Here is a 21626-nt window from a genome sequence, read left to right on the forward strand (position 1 = left end):
GTGACAATACTGTAACTTTATCAACTGCTTATAGGTCGAAAACAGCCAGATTCAACGATCTTCCGGACATTCGGGGCGGATTTGCCATGTTAGCATGCTTTCCCTATGCGTTCCGATCGCTGTGTGTTTGTCAGTTGATCAGCTCTTGCACCCTCGGGTCAGATTTTCACCCGGCTCATCTGCGGGTCGTACAGCGGTTGCAGTGTCACTTCGCATGGAACCCTTTGAGTTGCGACATCCAATTCATATGTCCCTGATGTGACGTATTCCGCGTCGACGCCCTTTGCGTTTCGGATGTAACCGTAGCCGATCGACTTTCCGACGGTGTAGCCATAGCCGCCCGAGGTCAGCCACCCGACTCTTTCGCCATTCCGATAGATCGTTTCACGCCCCAGAAGAACAACGTCGGGTTCAACCGTGAAACATGCCAGCATCTTCTTTACGCCGCCGGTATTTTGCGCCTCAGAGGCGGCACGCCCTTTGAAATCAATATTCTTCCGGAGTTTCACGGCCCAGCCCAAGCCACTTTCGAACGGCGTATGATCCGGCCCGATATCCGAACCCCAGGCGCGATAGCCTTTTTCAAGGCGCAGCGATTCAATGGCCCTGTAGCCCGCATTTATCAATCCATGCGGCCGCCCAGCCTCCATCAGCGCTTCATAGACGGTCTGTGCATACTCCACGGGCAGGTGCAGTTCCCACCCTAATTCACCAACATAGGTCACACGCAGCGCCTTGACCGGACACCCGGCGATGCCGATGGTGCAGATCGCGCCAAACTTGAACCCGTTATTCGAGACGTCATCGCGCGTCACCGCCGCAAGAATCTCACGCGCTTTTGGTCCCATCAATGACAGAACTGCATTCGATGAGGTGATATCGAACAGCTGGCAATTCATACCCTCGGGAATGCTGCGGTCGATCCAGTCGAAGTCATGAGTGGCGAAGCCAGTACCGGTGACGATGTAGAACTCATCATGAGCCACACGCCCAACGGTCAGGTCGCACTCGATCCCGCCCTTGTTGTTCAACATTTGGGTATAGACAAGGGCGCCAACCGTCTTGTCCACATCATTGGCACAGATCCAGTTCATCGCGGCCAGTGCATCCGGACCCTTAAGGGCGAATTTGGCGAAAGATGTCTGATCGAACAACACAGCCGCTTCGCGTGCCGCTTTATGTTCGCGACCTACGGCATTGAACCAATTCTGGCGGCCAAAGCTGTATTCATCCCTGGGTGTCTCGCCCTTTGATGCATCGGCGTACCAGTTGGGGCGTTCCCAGCCCAGTTTCTCTCCAAAGCACGCGCCTTGCTTTTTCAGCGTGTCGTAAAGCGGCGACTTGCGGCAGGGGCGGCCAGAGTCATGTTCCTCATGCGGCCAAGCCATCGTGTAGTGTTTACCGTATGCTTCAACGGTACGGGTGCGAACCCAGTCGGTGTCGAAATGCGGGCGGCCAAAGCGACGAATATCAGCAGACCACAGATCGAAGGGCGGCTCGCCATTAAAAACCCACTCCGCCAGCGCCATGCCTGCACCGCCGCCAGCCGCGATGCCAAAGGCATTAAAGCCCGCGCCGACGAAGAAATTCTTCAACTCGGGCGCTTCGCCGATGATAAAATTGCCGTCAGGCGTGAAACTTTCCGGCCCGTTGGTCAACGTTTTGACGCCAGTGTTCTCCAGCGCGGGCACGCGCCCCAGCGCAAGCTCCATAAGCTGTTCGAAATGATCGAAGTTGCTGTCGAGAAGGGTATAGTGGAAACCTTGCGGAATCCCTTTGGTGGCCCAGGGGATCGGGTTCGGCTCGTACCCGCCCATGACCAGACCTCCGACTTCTTCCTTGTAGTAGGTCAGCCGGTCGGGATCGCGCAGAGTGGGCAGATTGCCGGGCACGTCGAAAGGTTCGGTCACCATGTACTGGTGTTCCATCGGAACCAGAGGAACGTTGACGCCAAAGCGGCTGGCAAAGGTGCGGGTCCATTGCCCGGCGCAGCAGATCACCTTTTCACACTCGATCCGACCATGTTCGGTGATTACCGCGAGAATCTTGCCATCTTCAATCTCGATATCGATGACCTTGGTGTCTTCGAATATCTTCGCCCCGGCCATGCGGGCGCCCTTGGCCAATGCCTGCGTGATATCTGACGGGTTGGCCTGACCGTCAGTCGGCAGATAGGCCGCGCCAATCACGTCGGAGACATCCATCAAGGGCCAAAGCTCTTGCGCCTCGGATGGGGTCAGAAGTTGCATGTCCAGACCAAAGGAATGAGCTGTCGTGGCCTGCCGTTTGACTTCGGTCCAGCGCTCTTCGTTGCAAGCAAGGCGCAAGCCGCCATTCATCTTCCAGCCTGTACCGAGGCCGGTTTCCTCTTCGATCTTGTTGTACAGATCGACGGAATAGCCCAGCAATTGCGTGATATTTGCGTTCGAACGCAACTGTCCAACCAACCCTGCGGCGTGAAACGTGGTGCCTGAAGTCAGTTTCTTGCGCTCCAGAAGCACCGTGTCAGTCCAGCCCAGCTTGGCCAGGTGATAGGCGGTCGAGCAGCCGATGATCCCGCCGCCGATAATGACGGCTTTGGCTGTTGTAGGAAGGTCGGTCATGTCTGTCCTCAGGTGTTTTCGAAATCGGTAAGGGCTGCGCGGAACCGCGCCAGGTTTTCAGCTGTGTAGGCCGCGTAATCAAAGTCGATATCCGAGGTGATCTCGGACACCATGCTCCACATGGTTTCCCGCAGCAGCGAGGCGCATTTCATCGCCGCATATCGATGGCGCAGGTCGTCGGTTATCGGGGCCTCAAAATAGGCTTCAAGCATCCAGTCTTCCTGTTCAGGCGACAGGCCATTGTTCGACGCCAGCCCGCCCAGATCAAAAAGCGGCGAGTTGAATCCGCCATAGTCGAAGTCGATCAGCCAAAGGCGATTGCCGTCGTCCAGAAAATTGCCGCAGAGCAAGTCGTTATGGCCGAACACGATGTCATACGGCCCTGCCTCACGTTCCAGCAGCGTGCCTGCGTCGATCAGATCGGGGATTAGCTTTGCATGGGCGCTGTCATTCTCGGTCAGTGTTGCGGCATAGTCCCGGATGACGTGGAACACCCAGAATACCAGCGACGGCCCGCGCAGGTGTTTCGGCACTTCGACATGACAGGTTTTGACCAATTCCAGAACACGGGGCAGCATGTGCGGATGGCGGACATCTTCTTCCGTCAAGGTGCGGCTTTCGATGAACTCCAGCACTGTCAGATCACCTGAGGAATGTACCACGGCAGGCGACAGGCCCGCTGCATTGGCTGCCTTGCTGGCGGCCAGCTCATTGAACCGCATCACCTGATGCAGGGGGATGTCGTCGCCCACACGCACCACATAAGACCCGCTGCCATCCGTTACCTTGAAGTTCAAATTGGTGATGCCACCGGTCAGAGGAGTGGCCTCGATTTTACCCTGCCAGATTGGCAGAGCGCGGATGCGGGTCATCAGATCAGGATGGCTCATATCAACTCTCCAGTCCAAAGCGGATGCGGGCCTGACGGGCACTGGCATTGATCAACCGATCAGCGATGATGGCGATGAAGGCAATTGACAGACCGGCCACCAGACCGCGACCGGTATCGGCTTTGGTCAAGGCGATGTAGACCTCTTGCCCCAGATCACGGGTACCGACGAGGGCGGTGATCACCAGCATTGACAGCGCCAGCATGATCGTCTGATTGACGCCCAGCAGGATTTCAGGCAATGCCATCGGCAGGCGGATATGGCGCAGCAGTTGCGTACGGGTGCAGCCCGAGACCAGACCTGCCTCGATCAGTTCCTCACTGACCGAGCGCACGCCATGGGCGGCATAGCGGACAGCTGGGGCCAGCGCATAGAGGACGATGGCGATCAGGGCGGTGAAATCGCCGACCCGGAACAACATGACGACAGGGATCAGATAAACAAAGCTGGGAAGGGTTTGCAGCGTGTCGATCAGCAGGTTGATGGCAGTCCCGGCGCGTTTGTTCAGCGCCGACAAAACTCCCAGGGGCACACCGATCAGTGTCGCCAATATGACGGATGCACCGCACAGATACACGGTTACCATTGCCTTTGACCACAAGCCCGAAAGCAGGATCAATGAGGCCATCCCACCACACAACAGCGCCAGCCGCCAACCGCCAGCGTGCCATCCCAGCAAGGTCAGCATCGCGATGGCCCAAGGCCATGGGATACCCAGCAGAACCGTTTTGATCGGGATCATGAACCACGTCAGAAAGAAGACCTTGATCGCCTCGAACGTGTCGAAATAGTTGACGTTCAGGTACGCGACAGTGTCATCCCAGAACGCACCGGTCGTGATGGTCTGGCTTTGGGGGTATTCCAGCAGCAGTGGCGAGAACTGTCCCAGAACCCAGGTCAGCACCAATAAAATCAGCACCAGAACCGTCCGGCGATGACGAGCGATCCACGAGCCGGGAGCCTCATGATGCACTTGCCCCATACGTTCGGCAAAGGCTTGGCTCAGACGGTCGACGGCAATGGCCAGTACCACGATGGCGATGCCGGCTTCGAACCCTGCTCCAATGTCCAGACGGCGCAGCGCGGCGAGGACGTCAAAGCCCAGCCCCCCTGCCCCAATCATCGAGGCGATGATGACCATGTTCAGGGTCAGCATAATCACCTGATTGACGCCTACCATCAGGCTGTGGCTGGCCGAGGGCACAAGCACTCGCCACATCAACTGCCGCTGGGTTGTACCCGCCATGCGCCCGAAATCCAGGATTTCGGGATCAACGCCTTTCAGCGCCAGCGTGGTGATCCGCACCATCGGTGGGGTCGCATAGATGATCGTCGCGACCAAGGCAGAGATCGGGCCAAAACCAAACATGAACAGGATCGGCACCAGATAAGCAAAGATCGGGATCGTCTGCATCAAGTCCAGAATGGGCGAGATGATCTTTTCAAAAAGCGGATGGCGATAGGCCAGAATGCCCAACAACAATCCTCCACCTGCGCCAATTGGTACGGCAATCAGGACCGACGCAAGCGTCACCATGGCGCTGTCCCATTGTCCGAAAACTGCAAGATAGATAAAGCAGGCCCCGACCAAAGCGGCCAATCCCCAGTCACGGCAATATTGACCCAAGGCGACAACGGCGGTGATGATCACAATCCAGCTGATTGCAGGCAGGATGACCTGCGCGTCATTCCCCTGACCGCTGACAAAGCCGTCGGCCAGCAGGGCAAGAACCAGATTATAGGGCTGTTCGATCACCCATGCGATGGCGCGGGTGATATCGGTGAACGAGACCGGACCAACGGCCGCATCTTCGATCAGCCAGGACATTGCCAACGAGATATAGGACTTGAACGGAATGACCCAGGCCGAAGGGAACTTTGTCAGCCAGCGCGCATCCAAGGCTTTGCTCAGATCGCGACCATAATACCCAAGAATGACCGTGATCAGAACGAGCACCAGAATGATGATCTGACTGCGGTTCAGGCGTGTCATGCCACGTCTCCACCGCCAAACAGCACGTGCGCCACGGCCTTGCGATCAATGGCGCCAACGACTTGCCCGTTGTTGTCAGCAACAGGGATCGGCGCGTCTGCGGCAATGATCCGTTCGGCCACATCGGACACACGGGTTGATTGCAAGATCGGGTCCCCTTCGCCAGCAGCCCCGGCCATCATGACACCGCCGACTGTCAGAACTTTGGACCGGGGGATATGCCGTGTGAATTCAGCGACGTAATCCGTTGCAGGATGCATCACAAGCTGTTCTGGTGTGGCGATCTGGATCACCTCACCATCCTTCATGATGGCAATCCGATCAGCCAGTCTGACCGCCTCTTCAAAATCATGGGTGATGAAGACAATCGTCTTGTGCAGGCGCTCCTGCAGGCGCAGGAATTCGTCCTGCATCTCGCGGCGGATCAATGGGTCGAGGGCCGAAAACGGCTCGTCCAAAAACCAAAGGTCCGGTTCAGTCACAAGCGACCGTGCGATCCCCACGCGCTGCTGCTGTCCACCCGAGAGTTCACGCGGATAATAATCTTCACGACCTTTCAGGCCGACCAGTTCCACGACCTCGCGGGCATTGGCGTCGGCTTCGGCTTTGGGAGTGGCCTGAATAGTCAACGGGAACATTACGTTCTGCAAAACGGTCAGATGCGGCAGCAACGCGAAATGCTGGAACACCATGCCCATCTTGTGACGCCTGATTTCAATCAGTTCTTTCTCACTGGCGCGCAAAAGGTCAGCATCATCGAAAAGGACTTCTCCGCCAGTAGGCTCGATCAACCGGGACAAGCACCGAACCAGAGTTGATTTGCCAGACCCCGACAGGCCCATGATGACGAAAATCTCGCCTTCAGAGATCTCGATATTGGCGTTGCGGACTGCGCCGATCACGCCTGCCTTGCGAATATCATCTGCCGTAGGTTCAGGGGTTGTCCGCAGAAGCCGATCTGCGTTGGGGCCATAGAGCTTCCAGATATTTCGGCACGACAGTTTGGTCTTGAGGGGCATCAGGGTGGTCCGGTTAATTCGCGAAAAAGGCCAGAGCGGACCGAGAGAGCGACAGGCCCGCTCTGGCCAGTGGATTATTTCGAGATCCAGCCAGACCAGCGGTCTTTGTTGGTCTCCATCCACTCTGCAACAACGCTGTCGATTTCCACGCCATCAAGATCGGCCTTGCCGACCATGGCGCTCATTTCATCATTGTTGATATTGTAGGCTTCGATAATGTCATATGCGCCTGGCCATTTTTCTTGCAGGCCAGACCAGGCGGCTTTCCAGATCGGGCCACGCGGCTTGCCGCAATCATAGGCCATGTTTGGGTTCACACCAACCGAAGGGTCACTGTAGCATTCTGGCGTAAATGGCGGGAATTCGACGAACTCGCCTTCGTATTTCGCCGGCGCCCAATGTGGGACGTAGACCCATAAGACAATCGGATCCTGCCTTTGATACGCGGATTCCAACTCGGCAAACAGGGCCGCGTCGGTGCCCGCATGGACGACTTCGAAATCCAGTTCAAGCGCTTCGACACGCTCGTCATCGAAGCCACCCCAGGTCACCGGTCCACCGACATAACGCCCGTTCGGAGCAGTTTCAGCCGTCGCGAATTCTTCGGCACAATCTTTCAACGCTTCCCAGTTCGGCAATCCCGGGCACCTTTCCTTCATGTAACTGGGGTACCACCACTCTTCGATCGCCATCAGGCCGGTTTCGCCGACATTGACGACCTTGCCGGTTCCGGTTGCTTCGTCCAGAGCCTCGCGCCCGGTGGTTTCCCAGATTTCCATCGCCAGATGCAGGTCACCCGTTTTTAGACCGGCGAATTGAGCAATGTAATCCGCCTGAACATAATCAACGTTGTATCCAGCTTCTTCCAGTATCGAACCCATGATCTTGGTATTGATCAACTGCCCCGACCAGTCGTGGAGCGTCAACTTGATCGAGTCCGAGGACTCAACAGCCCAAGCAGTTGTTGCGGCTCCGACTGCCATAAAGGCCAGCGCAGAAATTCCCATTTTACAATTCATAACACCTTCTCCCTGTCGTGATTTTTTTCGATGAATCGGTGGTATTGAGTATAGACGACCACATCGTGGGGTTTTGTGTCAATAAAAACCACGTAAAGCCACGTTTTTTCCTGATTAATGCAGATTTCAAAAGCAAATCTGTCGCTTCGCGTTGCTTTATGTGGGTATTGTGGTATGACTTTAAGTCCCTTATGACGATGCCATCAGAGCGCAGCCCATGAACCTTCAGACCACCAACCAACGAGAAGAAGAAATCTTGCGCGCGCTTTTTCGCGCGGGTGGGTCATGCCGGGTAAGCGTTTTGGCAAATGATCTTGGGGTCAGCCTCGAAACCATTCGGCGAAACGTGCGCAATCTGGAAGAGCGCGGCATTGTGCGTAAGGTCCATGGCGGAGTTCATCTTCTCGAAGACATTCTGGAACCGTCGCTGCAAAGCCGTCTGGACAAGAAGGTTGACGCGAAAGAGAAGTTGGCGAAAGCGGTTGCCGAGGTCATCAGCGACGGAGACTCAGTTTTCCTCGATATCGGCTCGACAACCGCATATGTGGCGCAGGCGCTTGGCAACCACAGTGATCTTTTTGTAGTGACCAATTCGGTTTTTGTTGCCCAGGCATTGGCTTCAAGAAACAACAACCGCGTCTTCATGGCAGGTGGCGAGCTGCGCTCACATGATGGTGGCGCATTTGGTGTTGAAGCTCAGGACCTCATCAAACGTTTGAACGTCCGTTTCGCGGTTCTGTCTGTTGGAGCGGTCAATGCGGATCCGGGCTTTATGTTGCACGACCTGCAAGAAGCTAACCTGGCCCGCGTCGCCATTCAAAACGCACAGGTCCGTATTGTAGTGGCCGATGGCGAAAAGCTGGGAAAACGCGCGCCGGTAACTCTGGAACCTGCCAACAAGATCAATCTGTTCTTTACTGATGTGAACCCGCCCGAGGGTATTCGCCAGATGCTTTCGGCGAATGAAATTGACCTTGTTGTAGCCGAATAGGCGCCTAACGCTTTTGGGCGATGACCCACACTGGGTGGTAGGTCAAATGAACCCTGCCGTCAGCTCCGAACTTTTGCACGTAGTCAGCTTCGAACCGGGCCAGGGTGGCGCGGGTCCATGCACCTTGTGCCCGACCATTTACCCCCGTCCTGCGCAAATACTTCAGAACATCTCTGGGGGTGGCAAAGTAGGATGGCCTCACGCTTTCACCGATCGACAGAACTTTGAGCGGCCCTTCTATGGCAGCCACAAGGGCATCAGTTGCACAAAGGCCCGGCGCCCGGGCTGTTGAACCGATTTGCGTAAGCTCCTGGTATTGCCGTGGGCCAAACCCGGACATCGCCAGCCACCCACCGGGTTCAAGCGCATCGGCTACCTTCTGCAACAATCGGGCCGGATCCTCCATCCATTGGATCATCGAAGCCGACGCGACCAAATCCAGCCTCGCTGGCCACTCGACCAGGCGAACATCTCCGGCGATGAACGCCGCCTTTTCCGCATCTGCCGTCGCCCGCGCTTGAGGCGCTATATCGTTCAGGTAGAGATCGGGAAGGTCGAAGCTCTGCCGCAGCAACCGGGTCAGATGGCCTGTGCCGCAACCCAGCTCGAACGCCACATCAAACCGGCTTGGCGCGCCTACACGGCGCATCTCGGAAACCAGCTTGCGGGCAACCCAGGCCTGCTGGCTGGCTGTGTCGTTGTAAGTCTGGAAGCTTCGGCTGAAGCTTCGCTGCACTTTGTCCGCCAATTGCGCTGTCATGACATCCACTCCGCCCAGCTTTGGCCCGGTTGGAAAGGTACATGCGGAGCGGCGACGCGTTTGATAGCATCCGGGTTCGCGGCCCAGGCCGTCCTTTGAGCATTGGACGGAATGATCCGATCCCGCTCTGATATCCAAACCCGATCAAAGCCGGGATCAGGCGCCGAGCCGCGCTCAATAACCGCGAGAAGTTCCTTTTTTGCCTGCTCGATGTCCAGTTCAGGTATGTCAGCAGATAGTCCGGCGCGTCGGCAAAACTTGATGAAACTTGACGATGACAGCTGATCCGCCGTGGCCCGGACAATATCAGGCGCGATGCCCCGGTCTGCGCAGGCAGGATGCAACGTACCGCTGACGGCAACCAGCCGGTCAGGGCGAAACTGTGTGCTGGCCAACCAATGGGCCACGGATGCGACACCGAAGGAAAACGCAAGCATTTCGACGCGGTCAAACCCGGCCAGATCGGGCAAGGGATCATCGAGCCGAGTATAGTCATCCATCAGCAGAACAGATCCGCCTCCGGTGAGACCGCGGAACGGTGCGGCACCCAGCGCCCACCCCCCGAAGACGAGAGTCAGCCTGCTGTCATCCGATTGCGCCAGCCACTGGTGTTTCATTGCTGCCCCCCGGCCAAAGCGACCATCGCGCTCGTGACCCGGCTGAGTTCATCAGGTGAAATAATGTAAGGCGGCATACAATAGATGTTTCGCGCAAAGGGACGCAGCCACACTCCGATCTTCGGGGCCAGCCGGTGAGCGACAGAAGGATCAACCGTTTCCTTCATTTCAATAACGCCAATGGCGCCGAGAACCCTGACGTCTGCTACGCCCGACAAACCGCGCGCTGGTTCCAGCTCGGTCCGCATCTGGTTTTCAATATCAGCCACCTGGCGTTGCCAGCTCCCCCCTGCCAGAAGGCCAAGGCTGGCCGATCCTGCGGCACAGGCCAGAGGGTTGGCCATGTAGGTCGGGCCGTGCATGAACACTCCGGCCTCACTTTTACCAATGCCATACGCCACCCGCTTGCTGGTTACGGTTGCGGCAAACGAGATATGCCCACCGGTCAGCGCCTTGCCCAAACACACTATATCCGGGGTGATGCCCGCATGATCCGTGGCGAACAGCTTGCCGGTTCGGCCAAATCCGGTTGCGATCTCATCGAAAATGATCAGCACGTCATGGGCATCGCACATGGCGCGTGCCGCGCGCAGCCATTGGGGATGATAGAAATACATACCCCCGGCGCCTTGAACCACGGGTTCAAGGATCAGGGCCGCGAGGTGATCGCCCTTGTCAGCCAACAGTCGTTCCAGCGACTCCAACCCGTTCCGCGCCGGGTCCTCGGGCCAGTCATCCTCCAACCGAACCTGGGGACGCGGCAGGAAGTGCTGGATCGACAAAGCCCCGCGGAACAGCCCGTGCATACCCGTCACCGGGTCACAGACGCTCATCGCTTTCCACGTGTCACCGTGATAGCCGCCCCGAATTGTGGCAAATTCGAATTTGCGGGTGCGGCCATGGGCCATTTGGTATTGCACCGCCATCTTCATCGACACTTCGACCGAGACAGACCCACTGTCGCAATAGAAAATGCGGTCCAACCCCTCGGGCAACATGTCGACCATCCTGCGCCCCAGATCAATGGCCGGACGGTGTGTCAGCCCCCCGAACATCACATGAGGCATCTTTTCCAGCTGGGCCTGCATGGCGGATGTGATTTCGGGATGCTTGTGGCCGTGGATAGCGCACCACCATGACGACATGGCGTCTATCATCTTCGCACCGTCCTCCCGATAGAGATATACGCCCTCGGCCCGGTCGATAAGATGCATCGCACCGGGATCAGCCACGTTCGTATAGGGGTGCCAGAGGTGGCGGGCGTCAAACTCAAGCGGGGTCACAGAAACCTCCGTATGGTCGCCACGTCTATGGACGAAAACGCATCTGACAGGCTTTGCTGCGTCAGGTCTGCAAGATATGGCAAGCGTCCGAGGTGTCGAACGTTGCTCATTTCGACGATGGTTTGCTCCACGTCAGGCTCCGGGTCCCCGACAAAGGCGACGCCGACCACTTCGCACCCTGCGTCTCGAAGCGCCATCAGGGACAGCGTAGTGTGGTTGATCGTTCCCAGCGCCGTGCGTGCGACCAGAACGACCGGGACCTGCCATTTGGCGATCAGATCCAAATAGTAGGATTTGCGGTTCAGAGGCACCATCAGCCCCCCTGCCCCCTCCACAACCAGCGGCCCGTCCACCTGCGGCAGCGCTAGCCGGGACAGATCGATCTCAATGCCCATATCTTCCGCAGAAAGATGGGGGGAGGCAGGCATGTTCAGGCGATACGCTTCGGGCAACACATCCACACCGGACAAGGTGCAGACGGTTTCCGTGTCCGTTGCATCCTCCAGACCCGATTGAACCGGCTTCCAGTAGCTGGCGTTCAGGGCCGCCGTCAGGCCAGCCGAAAAAACTGTTTTTCCGACGCCGGTATCGGTTCCGACAATGACCAGAGCGCTCATGCGGCCTCCGATTGGTGGCTGGAGATGGTTGCAAACAGGGCCGAAATGTCCTCAGGACTGACATTCCCGGTGATCGAGACGCGCAGACGGGATGTGCCTTTTGGAACGGTAGGCGGGCGAATGCCGCGAATGTCATACCCCTGATGTTGCAAAGCCTGTGCCATCGCCATCGTCCGGGCCTCATCGCCAAGAACGACGGGAATGATCTGGCTGTTCAAGGCCGTGTCAGGCAGCCCGGCTTGACGGGCCGCATCATGTGCATGGCGCAGCCGCTTGCGTGCAGCAGTGACTAAACCCTCATTCCCGGCCAATTCACGCAGGGCTGCCCGTACCAGAGCAGCATTCAGAGGGGACGGCGCTGTTGCAAAGATAAATGGCCGTGCGCGGTTTATCAGGGCATCGATCATCGCGCGTGGGCCACAGATCAACCCACCAGAGACACCAAGCCCTTTGCCGCAGGTGTGCAGGGTCAGAAGGTCAACGTTCAGATCATGCGCAAGACCCCTGCCATCTGTCCCGAAAACGCCCGTGGCGTGCGCCTCATCCACGATCAGAACGGCTTCGGATTCACGCGCCAGACATGACAGGTCCTTTAGCGGGGCCAGATCGCCCTCCATGGAATAGACACTTTCAACAGCAATCCATACCTGACCCTGCCCACCAGCGGATTGCCATTCGGTCAAAACGTTGCGCGCATCCGCGACGTCGTTGTGGCGAAAGGCACGCAGATACGCACGGCTGGCGCGCATCCCCTCGTGGGCGCTGGCGTGAACCAGTTCGTCATACAAAACCAGATCCCCGGCAGCCGGCAGGGTGGAAAAGATCGCTTGGTTGGCCTGAAACCCTCCACCCATGAACAATGCGGCCTCGGACCCAAAGAAAGCCGCCGCTTCATGTTCCAGCGCCTCATGCTCAGGGTGATTTCCCCGCAGCAGCCGCGAGCCGCCCGAGCCTACGGGCACGCCGCGCGCCAACGCTGCCTGCGCAGCCTCTTGCAACAGGTTTGACCCGGCCAACCCCAAATAGTCGTTAGACGCAAAATCCAGCCCGCGCGCCGGGATCAAAGCCCGACGGCGGTGCCGGGCTTCCAGTGCATCGAGCATGGATTCCAGTCGTTCGACTGCTTTCATTCGGCGGCTTCCGTGCGGTTATGTTCTTCAGCCGTTTCGGCCTGAAGGCCAAGTTTCGCAAACAGGATCGAGTCGGTATCTTCCTCAGGGTTTTCTGCCGTCAAAAGAGTTTCGCCGACAAAGATTGAATTTGCTCCGGCGAAGAAACACATCGCCTGCATCTCGTCACTCATGTCACTGCGACCGGCGGACAGCCGAACGTAGGATTTGGGCATCAGAATGCGGGCGGTTGCGATGATCCGCACAAAGTCGATCGGATCAATCGGTTCGGCGTCAGCCAGCGGGGTATCCGCTTGTGGCATCAACATGTTGATCGGCACCGAATCCGGCGGCGGGGTCATGTTGGCCAAAGTCAGCAACATGTCGATACGGTCGCCAGTATGTTCACCCATACCCAGAATACCACCCGAGCAGACCTTGATTCCGGCTTCCTGTACCCGGTTCATCGTGTCGATCCGATCCGAGAACGTACGGGTGGTGATCACTTCGGAATAATAACGTTCGGATGTATCGATATTATGGTTGTAATAGTCCAATCCGGCATCGCGCAGCTGAACCACCTGGGTGTCATCCAGCATGCCCAGCGTCATGCAGGTTTCCATGCCCATCGCCTTGACGCCCTCAACCATGGCGACCAGAGCAGGCATATCGCGCGGCTTGGGCTCGCGCCAGGCGGCCCCCATGCAGAACCGGGTCGCGCCACCGTCGCGGGCCTTTTTGGCCTCGGCCAGTACACGCTGAACCTCGATCAGTTTCGATGCAGGCAGGGTGGATCCGTTTCGGGCCGATTGCGAGCAATAGGCGCAATCCTCGGCGCACCCGCCGGTTTTGATCGACAGCAGTTTAGAGGTCTGGATCTTGTTCGGATCAAAGTTCTCGCGGTGCACGGTCTGTGCCCGGAACAGAAGGTCCATCAACGGGAGGTCATGAACAGCTTGCGCAGACTTTCGGGTCCAGCCGGAATGAGGGATGATCATTTTATCTATAAAACTTCCTGCAGCTTGCGTTGCCGTGGATTTATTATCGATAAAATCTGAAGGCGCAACAGTGTTGGCGCAAACGATCCCAAATCAAGCGAAAATGCCGCGATTTTCAGAAATCAAGGCCCAGATCAATGGTTCGGGCGGAATGCGTCAGCGCTCCGGACGAGATGTAATCGACTCCGGTCGCTGCAATCGATGCGACCCGGTCCAAAGTCACATTTCCGCTGGCTTCGGTCTTCATTCGCCCATCCACCATGGCAATCGCATCGCGCAGCATCTCGTTGTCCATGTTGTCCAGCAATACGACGGACGCGCCGCCAATCCTGAGCACTTCAGCCAACTGGTCCAGTCGATCGACTTCAATCTCGACGGCCATCATGTGACTGGCTTGCGCTTTGGCGGATTCAAGAACCTGACTCACACCCCCTGCGGCGGCGATGTGGTTGTCCTTGATCAGGATCGCGTCGGACAACGAATAGCGATGATTGAAACCGCCACCGTGCAGCACGGCCTGTTTTTCAACGATGCGAAGTCCGGGCGTGGTTTTACGGGTACAGGTCATGCGGGCATTCGTGCCCTTTGTCTGCTGGACAAAGGTGGCAGTTTTTGTGGCAATACCGGTCAGACGACCGGCAAAATTCAGCGCGACCCGCTCACCCGACAGGATCGAAGCTGCGGAACCTTTGATGGTCATCAGCGTGTCGCCGCGTCGACAGGACTGGCCATCCTTGACAAGCACCTCAACCTGAAGCGCCGGGTCGACCAGCCGGAAGGCTATCATGGCCACCTGCATGCCCGAAACAACGGCGTCCTCGCGCGCATTCAGTCGGGCTGTATAGGTCGTGCTCTGCGGGATCACGGCGCGGGTGGTCACATCACCGTAAGCTCCCAGATCCTCCATCAGCGCCGCGCGGACGACGGGTTCGAGGATCAGATCGGGCAGGGTCGCAAAACTCATGGTAATTCCTTGCAGGCTTCGGCGCGAATGTGCAGTGCGTCGCTAAGATACATCCGGGATCGTTTGCCGGGACCGTCGGCAATTTCCGGAAAGTCGGATCGTTCATGCGCGCCGCGGCTTTCTTCGCGCTGCAATGCTGCCGCGGCGATCAGGGTTGCTGTGGCACACATGTTTCTGAAAGACGGACACGCGCCATGCTGGTCCTCAAGCGCGGCAATCGTGCGCAATGCGCGGCATAACCCGGCGCGATCCCGGACCACGCCAACATCGCGCGACATAGTCGTGCGTAATATACTGACTGCATCGGACGTATCCGGGGTGTCAGCTTGATCAAATCGAAGGACCACAGGCTCCGACCCGGATGAATCCGGTATCAAACGCGTAATGTCCTCGGCACAGATGCGTGCAAACACCAATGCTTCGAGCAATCCGTTCGAGGCCAGCCGATTGGCGCCGTGAAGGCCGGTCGAAGACGCCTCACCGCACACCCACAACCCATCCAGTGTCGCGCGACCATCAGTGTCTGTTGCAATTCCGCCCATATGGTAGTGCGCTGCCGGAGCGACCGGTATCGCGTCCCTGACCGGATCGATTCCGTTGCGCGCGCAATAAGCGGCAACCGCCGGGAAAAGCTCGTTTATTTGCGCGCCCAAAGCCTCGCGGGTGTCCAGCATCGGTCGGTCGCCGGCCTGCACTTCTGCAAATATCGCGCGGGCCACAACGTCGCGCGGGGCAAGCTCGGCATCAGGATGAACGGCCGGCATGAAACGCTCGCCATGCCTGTTTATCAGAACGGCCCCTTCTCCGCGCAGGGCCTCGGTCGCCAGCGGGGCCGGGTCTTCACCCACGTCCATGGCAGTGGGGTGGAACTGTACGAATTCAGCGTCGGCAATCAGTGCCCCGGCCCGTGCGGCCATTCCGATGACCTGCCCGCGGATGCGGGCCGGATTGGTCGTTAGGGCATAAAGCCCGCCAGAACCGCCACCCGCCAACAATACGGCAGGTGCACGAAGCGTCACAGGCGCGGATCCGCTTTCCGAAGCATCCTGCACAACCACTCCCACCACGCGCCCTTCCGTCACTTCCAACGCAATAGCAAGGACCCCCTCCAAAACCTGCACAGAAGGAGTTTCACGCACACGCTCGATCAGGGCGGCCATGATTTCGCTACCAGCCTGATCCCCCTTAACCCGCACCACGCGGGCAAAACTGTGCGCGGCTTCGCGCGACAGGACATACCCACCATCCTCGGTGCGATCAAACGGAGTGCCCAAAGAGGTCAGGTCGAGAATATACTCACGCGCCTCGCGCGTGACCAAATCTGCGACGATTTGCTCGACGGTGCCGGCCCCGGCATTGACGGTGTCAACAGCGTGGTTTTCCGGACTGTCGGCCAAGTCCATCGCGGCGGCAACGCCCCCCTGCGCCCATGCCGAACTTGCACCTTCGCCCAAAGGATCAGGCGAGATGATCACCACCGGTCGCGGTGCCAGTTTCAACGCAGCATAGAGCGCGCCAATCCCGGCCCCGACAATAATGACGCGATCCGTGGTGATATTGGACATTGCTGGTCAGATGCCGAGCTTGCGGGACAGATCAATCATCGCCTGAACGGATTTGCGAGCCTTCTCTGCCACGTCTTCAGCGACCTCGACCTGGCCTTCCATCGAGTGCAGAGCATAGAGGATCTTTTCAAGCGTGATCTTTTTCATATATGGGCACATGTTGCACGGCCCTACGAAATCGACCTCGGGCAATTCATCAGCGATGTTCGACGCCATGGAACATTCGGTGATCAGCATCGCCTTCTGAGGCTTCTCATCATGCACATATTTGATGATACCGCTCGTTGAACCAGAATAATCCGCCTCGGCCACTACATCCGGCGGACATTCCGGATGAGCGATCAGGCGCGTACCGGGGTTCCATTCTCGGAATTCGCGCAAGTCCTGCGCGGTGTATTGTTCATGCACAATGCAGGAACCGGGCCAGTACACCACGTTCTTGTGGCTTTCATTGGCGACGTTTTGGGCCAGATACTGATCCGGCGTCATGATGACCGTGTCGCTCTCCATCGCATTCACGATCTGCAAGGCGTTCGACGAGGTGCAGCAGATATCCGAGGCCGCTTTGACCTCGGCAGTGGTGTTCACATATGACACAACCGGCGCGCCTGGGTATTTGGCCCGCATTTCGTCGATTCCTTCAGCAGTAATCGATTCTGCCAAAGAACAGCCCGCATCCATGTCCGGCATCAGAACCGTTTTTTCGGGACTCAGAATTTTCGATGTTTCAGCCATGAAATGAACCCCAGCCTGAACGATCACATCCTCTTCCACCTCACTGGCCTTGATCGCCAGTTGCAGGCTGTCTCCGACGAAATCGGACACACCATGATAGATTTCGGGCGTCATGTAATTGTGCCCAAGGATCACGGCGTTACGCTCTTTCTTGAGCGCGTTGATCGCCCGCACATAGGGCGCATAGATCGCCCAATCCGGCGGGCTGATCACACGATCCATACGGGCAAACGTGTCTTTCATCTCATTGGCCAACGTGGCCGATGGGGCGAGGTCATAGACGTCCGAAAGAACAGTGCGGACTTGTGCAATATCGAGCAACGGGCGAGCCACCTTTGTCAGTTGTCGTTAGCCTAGCGGGCTGCTTAACGGCTTAGCCCTAGCTGAAACATCCCCGGTTCGAAACCGGAAAATTCGGCGTTAGCGCTAAGCCATGCAGACAAATTCAAAGATGAACGGCAAATCAGCCCAGAATCCCCGGCAGACGCAGCCCGTGTTCACGTGCGCAAGCCTTGGCATCCTCGTAACCCGCATCTGCGTGACGCCACACACCTGAAGCCGGATCGTTCCACAGAACCCGTTCGAGACGTCTGGCCGCTGCATCGGTTCCGTCGGCACAAATCACAACACCCGCGTGTTGACTGAAACCCATGCCAACGCCGCCTCCGTGGTGCAGCGAGACCCACGTCGCGCCCGAGGCGGTATTGACCAGCGCGTTCAGCAGCGGCCAATCCGACACGGCGTCCGAGCCGTCCTTCATCGCCTCGGTTTCGCGGTTCGGCGACGCGACCGAGCCGCTGTCGAGGTGGTCACGACCGATGACGACCGGCGCCTTCAATTCTCCATTCCTAACCATCTCGTTGAATGCCAGCCCAGCCTTGTGGCGGTCGCCCAGTCCAATCCAGCAGATCCGGGCGGGAAGGCCCTGAAAGGCGATGCGCTCCTGCGCCATGTCGAGCCAGTTGTGCAGATGAGTGTTTTCGGGGAACAGTTCCTTCATCTTTGCGTCGGTTTTGTAGATGTCCTCGGGATCACCCGACAGCGCGCACCAGCGGAACGGGCCGATGCCGCGGCAGAACAACGGGCGGATATAGGCGGGTACGAAACCGGGGAAGGCAAAGGCGTTTTCCAAGCCTTCGTCCTGCGCCACCTGCCGGATGTTGTTGCCATAGTCCAAGGTTGGCACACCCGCGTTCCAGAAATCGACCATGGCGGCCACGTGTTGCTTCATCGACGCTCGGGCTGCCTTTTCCACGGCCTTGGGGTCGCTTTCCCTCTTGTCTTTCCACTGCGCCATGCTCCAGCCCAATGGCAGATAGCCGTTTACCGGATCGTGGGCGCTGGTCTGATCGGTCACGATATCGGGGCGCTTACCACCCGCTTGCATGCGGCGGTAAACCTCGGGGAAAACCTCGGCGGCATTGCCGAGCAAACCAACCGATTTCGCCTCGCCCGCCCTGGTCCAGTGGTCGATCATTTCGAGCGCCTCATCCAGTGTCTCGGCCTTTTCGTCGAGGTACTTGGTGCGCAGGCGGAAATCGATGCTGTCAGGATTACACTCGACGGCCAGACAACATGCCCCTGCAAAGACGGCCGCCAGAGGTTGCGCGCCGCCCATGCCGCCCAGACCGCCAGTCAGAATCCACTTGCCGGTCAGGTCCCCGTCATAGTGTTGACGCCCCGCCTCAGCAAAGGTTTCGTAAGTGCCCTGAACGATGCCTTGCGTCCCAATATAGATCCACGACCCGGCCGTCATCTGGCCGTACATCATCAGGCCCTTCTTATCGAGCTCGTTGAAGTGATCCCAGTTGGCCCAATGCGGCACGAGGTTCGAGTTCGCGATCAGCACCCGAGGTGCGTCGGCATGCGTCCGAACGATGGCGACCGGCTTGCCGGATTGCACCACCAGCGTTTCATCTTCCTCCAGGTCCATGAGGCTGGCAACGATGGTATCGAAATCTTTCCACGTCCGTGCGGCACGGCCGATGCCGCCGTAGACAACCAACTCATGCGGGTTCTCGGCCACATCCGGGTGCAGATTGTTCATCAGCATCCGCATCGGGGCTTCGGTCATCCAGCTTTTGGCGTTCAGTTCGGGCCCTGTCGGGGGATAGATGTCACGGGTGTTTTTACGAGGGTCGGTCATCGGGCAAGCTCCAATGCAGTGTCGTGGATGGCGTCAAGGATGTCTTTGAGCCAACGGCGCAGGCGGTTGGCTTTGTCAGTATCAAAAGTCCAGGGCGGCGCTTCGGCGCTCAGGTAAGCCGACTGAGCCAGCTCCATCTGGATCGCGTGAACCCCTTCGGAGGGGCGCCCATAATGGCGCGTTGTCCATCCGCCCTTGAACCGCCCATTCAGAACAGCCGTATGGGGCGAGGACGCCGCGAACTCATGCGTTATGGCTTCGATTTCCGGTGCACAGGTCGCCCCATTGTTCGTGCCGATGTTCAGATCGGGCAAAGTACCGTCGAACAGAAAAGGAATATGACTGCGGATCGAGTGGCAATCATACAGCACCGCAACCCCATGGGCCGCCTTCACCCGCTCCAACTCAGCCTGCAGGGCGACATGATACGGCGCATGGAAAACTTCCCGCCGTTCGAGGATATCCTTTCCGGAAGGCGGGATGTCCCAGATGCCCTGGCCGTCGAAGTCCGTCAGCGGCACAAGGGTTGTCGTGTTCTGACCCGGATAAAGCGACACACCCGACGGGTCTCGGTTGGCGTCGATCACATATCGGTGGAAGGTCGCCCGAACCGTGGTCGCACCGGGCAGAAGTCCTTCATACAAGGTATGAATATGCCAATCCGTATCCGCCAAAGCCTTGCCCCGCGCATTCAACTTGGCCTCGATCGCGGCGGGCACATAGGTGCCGGTATGCGGCAGACCCAGCACGATCGGACTGTCACCGCGCGAAATCTCGACCGGGCCGCTCATACGCCAAGTTCCGGCATGGCGATGCCAGTACCACGGGCAATCTCGCCACTGGCGATCAGGGCCGAGGCTGCTTCGATCTCGGGTGCCATATAGCGATCATCACCCAAGGCCGGCACCACGGCACGCAGCCGTGCCATCACGGCCAGCAACGTTTCGCTCGTGGGCAGCGGCGCGCGGAATTCGACACCTTGTGTGGCACAGAGCAGTTCGACCCCCAGTATGCGTTCTAGATTGGCAACCATCTGCCCCAATCGCCGCGCACCATGGGCCGCCATCGAAACGTGATCTTCCTGATTGGCCGATGTGGGCGTCGAGTCCGTCACGCATGGATTGGCCAGATGCTTGTTTTCGCTCATCAGTGCAGCGGTCGTCACCTCGGCGATCATGTAGCCCGAGTTCAGACCCGGATTGGGCGTCAGAAAAGGCGGCAGATCAAAGCTGAGCGCAGGATCGACGATCAGCGCAATGCGACGTTGCGCAATTGCCCCGATCTCGGCCACGGCGAGCGCTATCATGTCTGCGGCAAACCCAACGGGTTCGGCATGAAAATTCCCGCCCGAGACGATCAGGCCGGTTTCCGAAAGAACCAGAGGATTGTCCGTCGCCGCGTTGGCCTCGATTTCCAGCGTTGTTGCGGCCTGCCTCAGCACATCCATTGCGGCGCCCACAACCTGAGGCTGACAGCGGATACAATACGGGTCCTGAACGCGGGTATCGCCATCCCGATGGCTTTCGCGAATGACCGACCCGGCCAGAAGCGCTCTCATGGTCACTCCGGCCTCAATCTGCCCGCGATGCCCACGCAACGTGTGGATTTCCGGTTGCAACGGGGCGGTCGAACCCATGATCGCATCCGTCGTCAGCGCCGACGTAACCAGCGCGCTTTGCGCCGCCTGCCACGCGCCAAACAGGCCGGCCAGTGCAAAGGCCGTCGAAAACTGGGTGCCGTTGATCAACGCCAGCCCTTCTTTAGGGCCCAGCTCGATTGGTTGCAGACCCGCCTTGGACAGCGCAGCGTCACCGGGCATCACATCGCCACCGAATTCGGCCTCACCAGCGCCCATCATGACGGAAGCCATGTGGGACAAGGGCGCAAGATCACCCGAAGCCCCGACCGAACCCTGCGCCGGGATCACCGGGGTCACACCCTTGGACAACATCCCTTCCAGCAGGGTGATCACCTCTGGCCGAACCCCCGAGGCCCCGCGACCAAGGCTCAGCAGTTTTAGAACCACCATCAATCTGGCAAGGGTGCGCGGGATCGCAGGGCCTACACCGCAGCAATGGCTGAGGATCAGGTTGCGCTGCAAAGTGGCGGTGTCCTCGGCTGCGATTTTGACGCTGGCCAGTTTCCCGAACCCAGTGTTCACGCCATAAACAGCGGCCTCTCCCGCCGCCGCATCGGCAATGCGCTTGTGCGCTTCTTCGACAGACGGGTGGCAAGCAGGATCCAGTTGAACCGGGCGTTCCTCGCGAAAGACCTGTTCCAGCTGTGACAGGGTAACGGTGCCCGGAGTGAGGGTCAT

18 protein-coding genes are annotated in these 21626 nt (G+C 58.4%); 1 reads left to right on the plus strand and 17 read right to left on the minus strand.

Annotated features, from left to right (window positions below):
* Positions 1 to 158 precede the first annotated feature (158 nt).
* The 5 genes from AC2FJB_RS10425 to AC2FJB_RS10445 form a co-directional block, all read right to left on the minus strand.
* Positions 159 to 2603: a GcvT family protein gene (locus AC2FJB_RS10425; protein WP_496718273.1), complete on the minus strand. Its 2445-nt coding sequence runs from the start codon at positions 2601 to 2603 to the stop codon at positions 159 to 161.
* A gap of 8 nt (positions 2604 to 2611) precedes the next feature.
* Positions 2612 to 3493: a phosphotransferase gene (locus AC2FJB_RS10430; protein ID WP_496718274.1), complete on the minus strand. Its 882-nt coding sequence runs from the start codon at positions 3491 to 3493 to the stop codon at positions 2612 to 2614.
* Position 3494: 1 nt separating this feature from the next.
* Positions 3495 to 5486, minus strand: a complete 1992-nt coding sequence (locus AC2FJB_RS10435; RefSeq protein WP_496718275.1) for an ABC transporter permease — start codon at positions 5484 to 5486, stop codon at positions 3495 to 3497.
* Positions 5483 to 6505, minus strand: a complete 1023-nt coding sequence (locus tag AC2FJB_RS10440) for a quaternary amine ABC transporter ATP-binding protein (RefSeq protein WP_496718276.1) — start codon at positions 6503 to 6505, stop codon at positions 5483 to 5485. Before AC2FJB_RS10440 ends, AC2FJB_RS10435 begins: the two co-directional genes overlap by 4 nt.
* Before the next feature lie 74 nt (positions 6506 to 6579).
* Positions 6580 to 7524, minus strand: a complete 945-nt coding sequence (locus AC2FJB_RS10445; RefSeq protein WP_496718278.1) for an ABC transporter substrate-binding protein — start codon at positions 7522 to 7524, stop codon at positions 6580 to 6582.
* 217 nt (positions 7525 to 7741) lie between these two features.
* On the opposite strand from AC2FJB_RS10445, the gene AC2FJB_RS10450 reads away from it, so the two are divergent.
* A complete protein-coding gene (locus tag AC2FJB_RS10450) occupies positions 7742 to 8515 on the plus strand; it encodes a DeoR/GlpR family DNA-binding transcription regulator (protein WP_117873168.1) in 774 nt (257 codons plus the stop codon).
* A gap of 4 nt (positions 8516 to 8519) precedes the next feature.
* Here the strand turns inward: AC2FJB_RS10450 and AC2FJB_RS10455 are convergent, their stop codons facing one another.
* The 12 genes from AC2FJB_RS10455 to hutH all read right to left on the minus strand — a co-directional run bounded on the left by AC2FJB_RS10455 (position 8520) and on the right by hutH (position 21626).
* Complete coding sequence (locus AC2FJB_RS10455; RefSeq protein ID WP_496718280.1) at positions 8520 to 9275, minus strand: DUF6197 family protein; 756 nt, start codon at positions 9273 to 9275, stop codon at positions 8520 to 8522.
* On the minus strand, positions 9272 to 9892 hold the full coding sequence (locus AC2FJB_RS10460) for a pimeloyl-ACP methyl esterase BioG family protein (protein WP_496718281.1): 621 nt from the start codon (positions 9890 to 9892) through the stop codon (positions 9272 to 9274). Before AC2FJB_RS10460 ends, AC2FJB_RS10455 begins: the two co-directional genes overlap by 4 nt.
* On the minus strand, positions 9889 to 11175 hold the full coding sequence (gene bioA / locus AC2FJB_RS10465) for an adenosylmethionine--8-amino-7-oxononanoate transaminase (protein ID WP_496718282.1): 1287 nt from the start codon (positions 11173 to 11175) through the stop codon (positions 9889 to 9891). Before bioA ends, AC2FJB_RS10460 begins: the two co-directional genes overlap by 4 nt.
* On the minus strand, positions 11172 to 11792 hold the full coding sequence (bioD, locus tag AC2FJB_RS10470) for a dethiobiotin synthase (protein ID WP_496718283.1): 621 nt from the start codon (positions 11790 to 11792) through the stop codon (positions 11172 to 11174). The genes bioA and bioD overlap by 4 nt, the downstream gene beginning before the upstream one ends.
* Positions 11789 to 12922, minus strand: a complete 1134-nt coding sequence (locus AC2FJB_RS10475) for an 8-amino-7-oxononanoate synthase (protein WP_496718284.1) — start codon at positions 12920 to 12922, stop codon at positions 11789 to 11791. The genes bioD and AC2FJB_RS10475 overlap by 4 nt, the downstream gene beginning before the upstream one ends.
* A complete protein-coding gene (gene bioB, locus AC2FJB_RS10480) occupies positions 12919 to 13899 on the minus strand; it encodes a biotin synthase BioB (RefSeq protein WP_117873155.1) in 981 nt (326 codons plus the stop codon). Before bioB ends, AC2FJB_RS10475 begins: the two co-directional genes overlap by 4 nt.
* 115 nt (positions 13900 to 14014) lie before the next feature.
* Positions 14015 to 14863 carry a carboxylating nicotinate-nucleotide diphosphorylase gene (gene nadC / locus AC2FJB_RS10485; RefSeq protein ID WP_496718285.1) on the minus strand — a complete coding sequence of 283 codons (849 nt, stop codon included), beginning with the start codon at positions 14861 to 14863 and terminating at the stop codon, positions 14015 to 14017.
* Positions 14860 to 16428, minus strand: a complete 1569-nt coding sequence (locus tag AC2FJB_RS10490; RefSeq protein WP_496718286.1) for an L-aspartate oxidase — start codon at positions 16426 to 16428, stop codon at positions 14860 to 14862. Before AC2FJB_RS10490 ends, nadC begins: the two co-directional genes overlap by 4 nt.
* A 6-nt stretch (positions 16429 to 16434) precedes the next feature.
* A complete protein-coding gene (nadA, locus tag AC2FJB_RS10495) occupies positions 16435 to 17484 on the minus strand; it encodes a quinolinate synthase NadA (RefSeq protein WP_496718287.1) in 1050 nt (349 codons plus the stop codon).
* A 142-nt stretch (positions 17485 to 17626) separates the two neighbouring features.
* Entirely contained in the window at positions 17627 to 19309 is a 1683-nt protein-coding gene (hutU, locus tag AC2FJB_RS10500) for a urocanate hydratase (protein ID WP_299898020.1), read from the minus strand.
* Positions 19306 to 20100 (minus strand): N-formylglutamate deformylase, encoded by a 795-nt coding sequence (gene hutG, locus AC2FJB_RS10505; RefSeq protein WP_299898017.1) that lies wholly within the window; start codon positions 20098 to 20100, stop codon positions 19306 to 19308. The genes hutU and hutG overlap by 4 nt, the downstream gene beginning before the upstream one ends.
* Positions 20097 to 21626, minus strand: a complete 1530-nt coding sequence (gene hutH, locus AC2FJB_RS10510) for a histidine ammonia-lyase (RefSeq protein WP_496683153.1) — start codon at positions 21624 to 21626, stop codon at positions 20097 to 20099. Before hutH ends, hutG begins: the two co-directional genes overlap by 4 nt.

It is taken from the genome of Ruegeria sp. CDSC085, assembly GCF_059610465.1.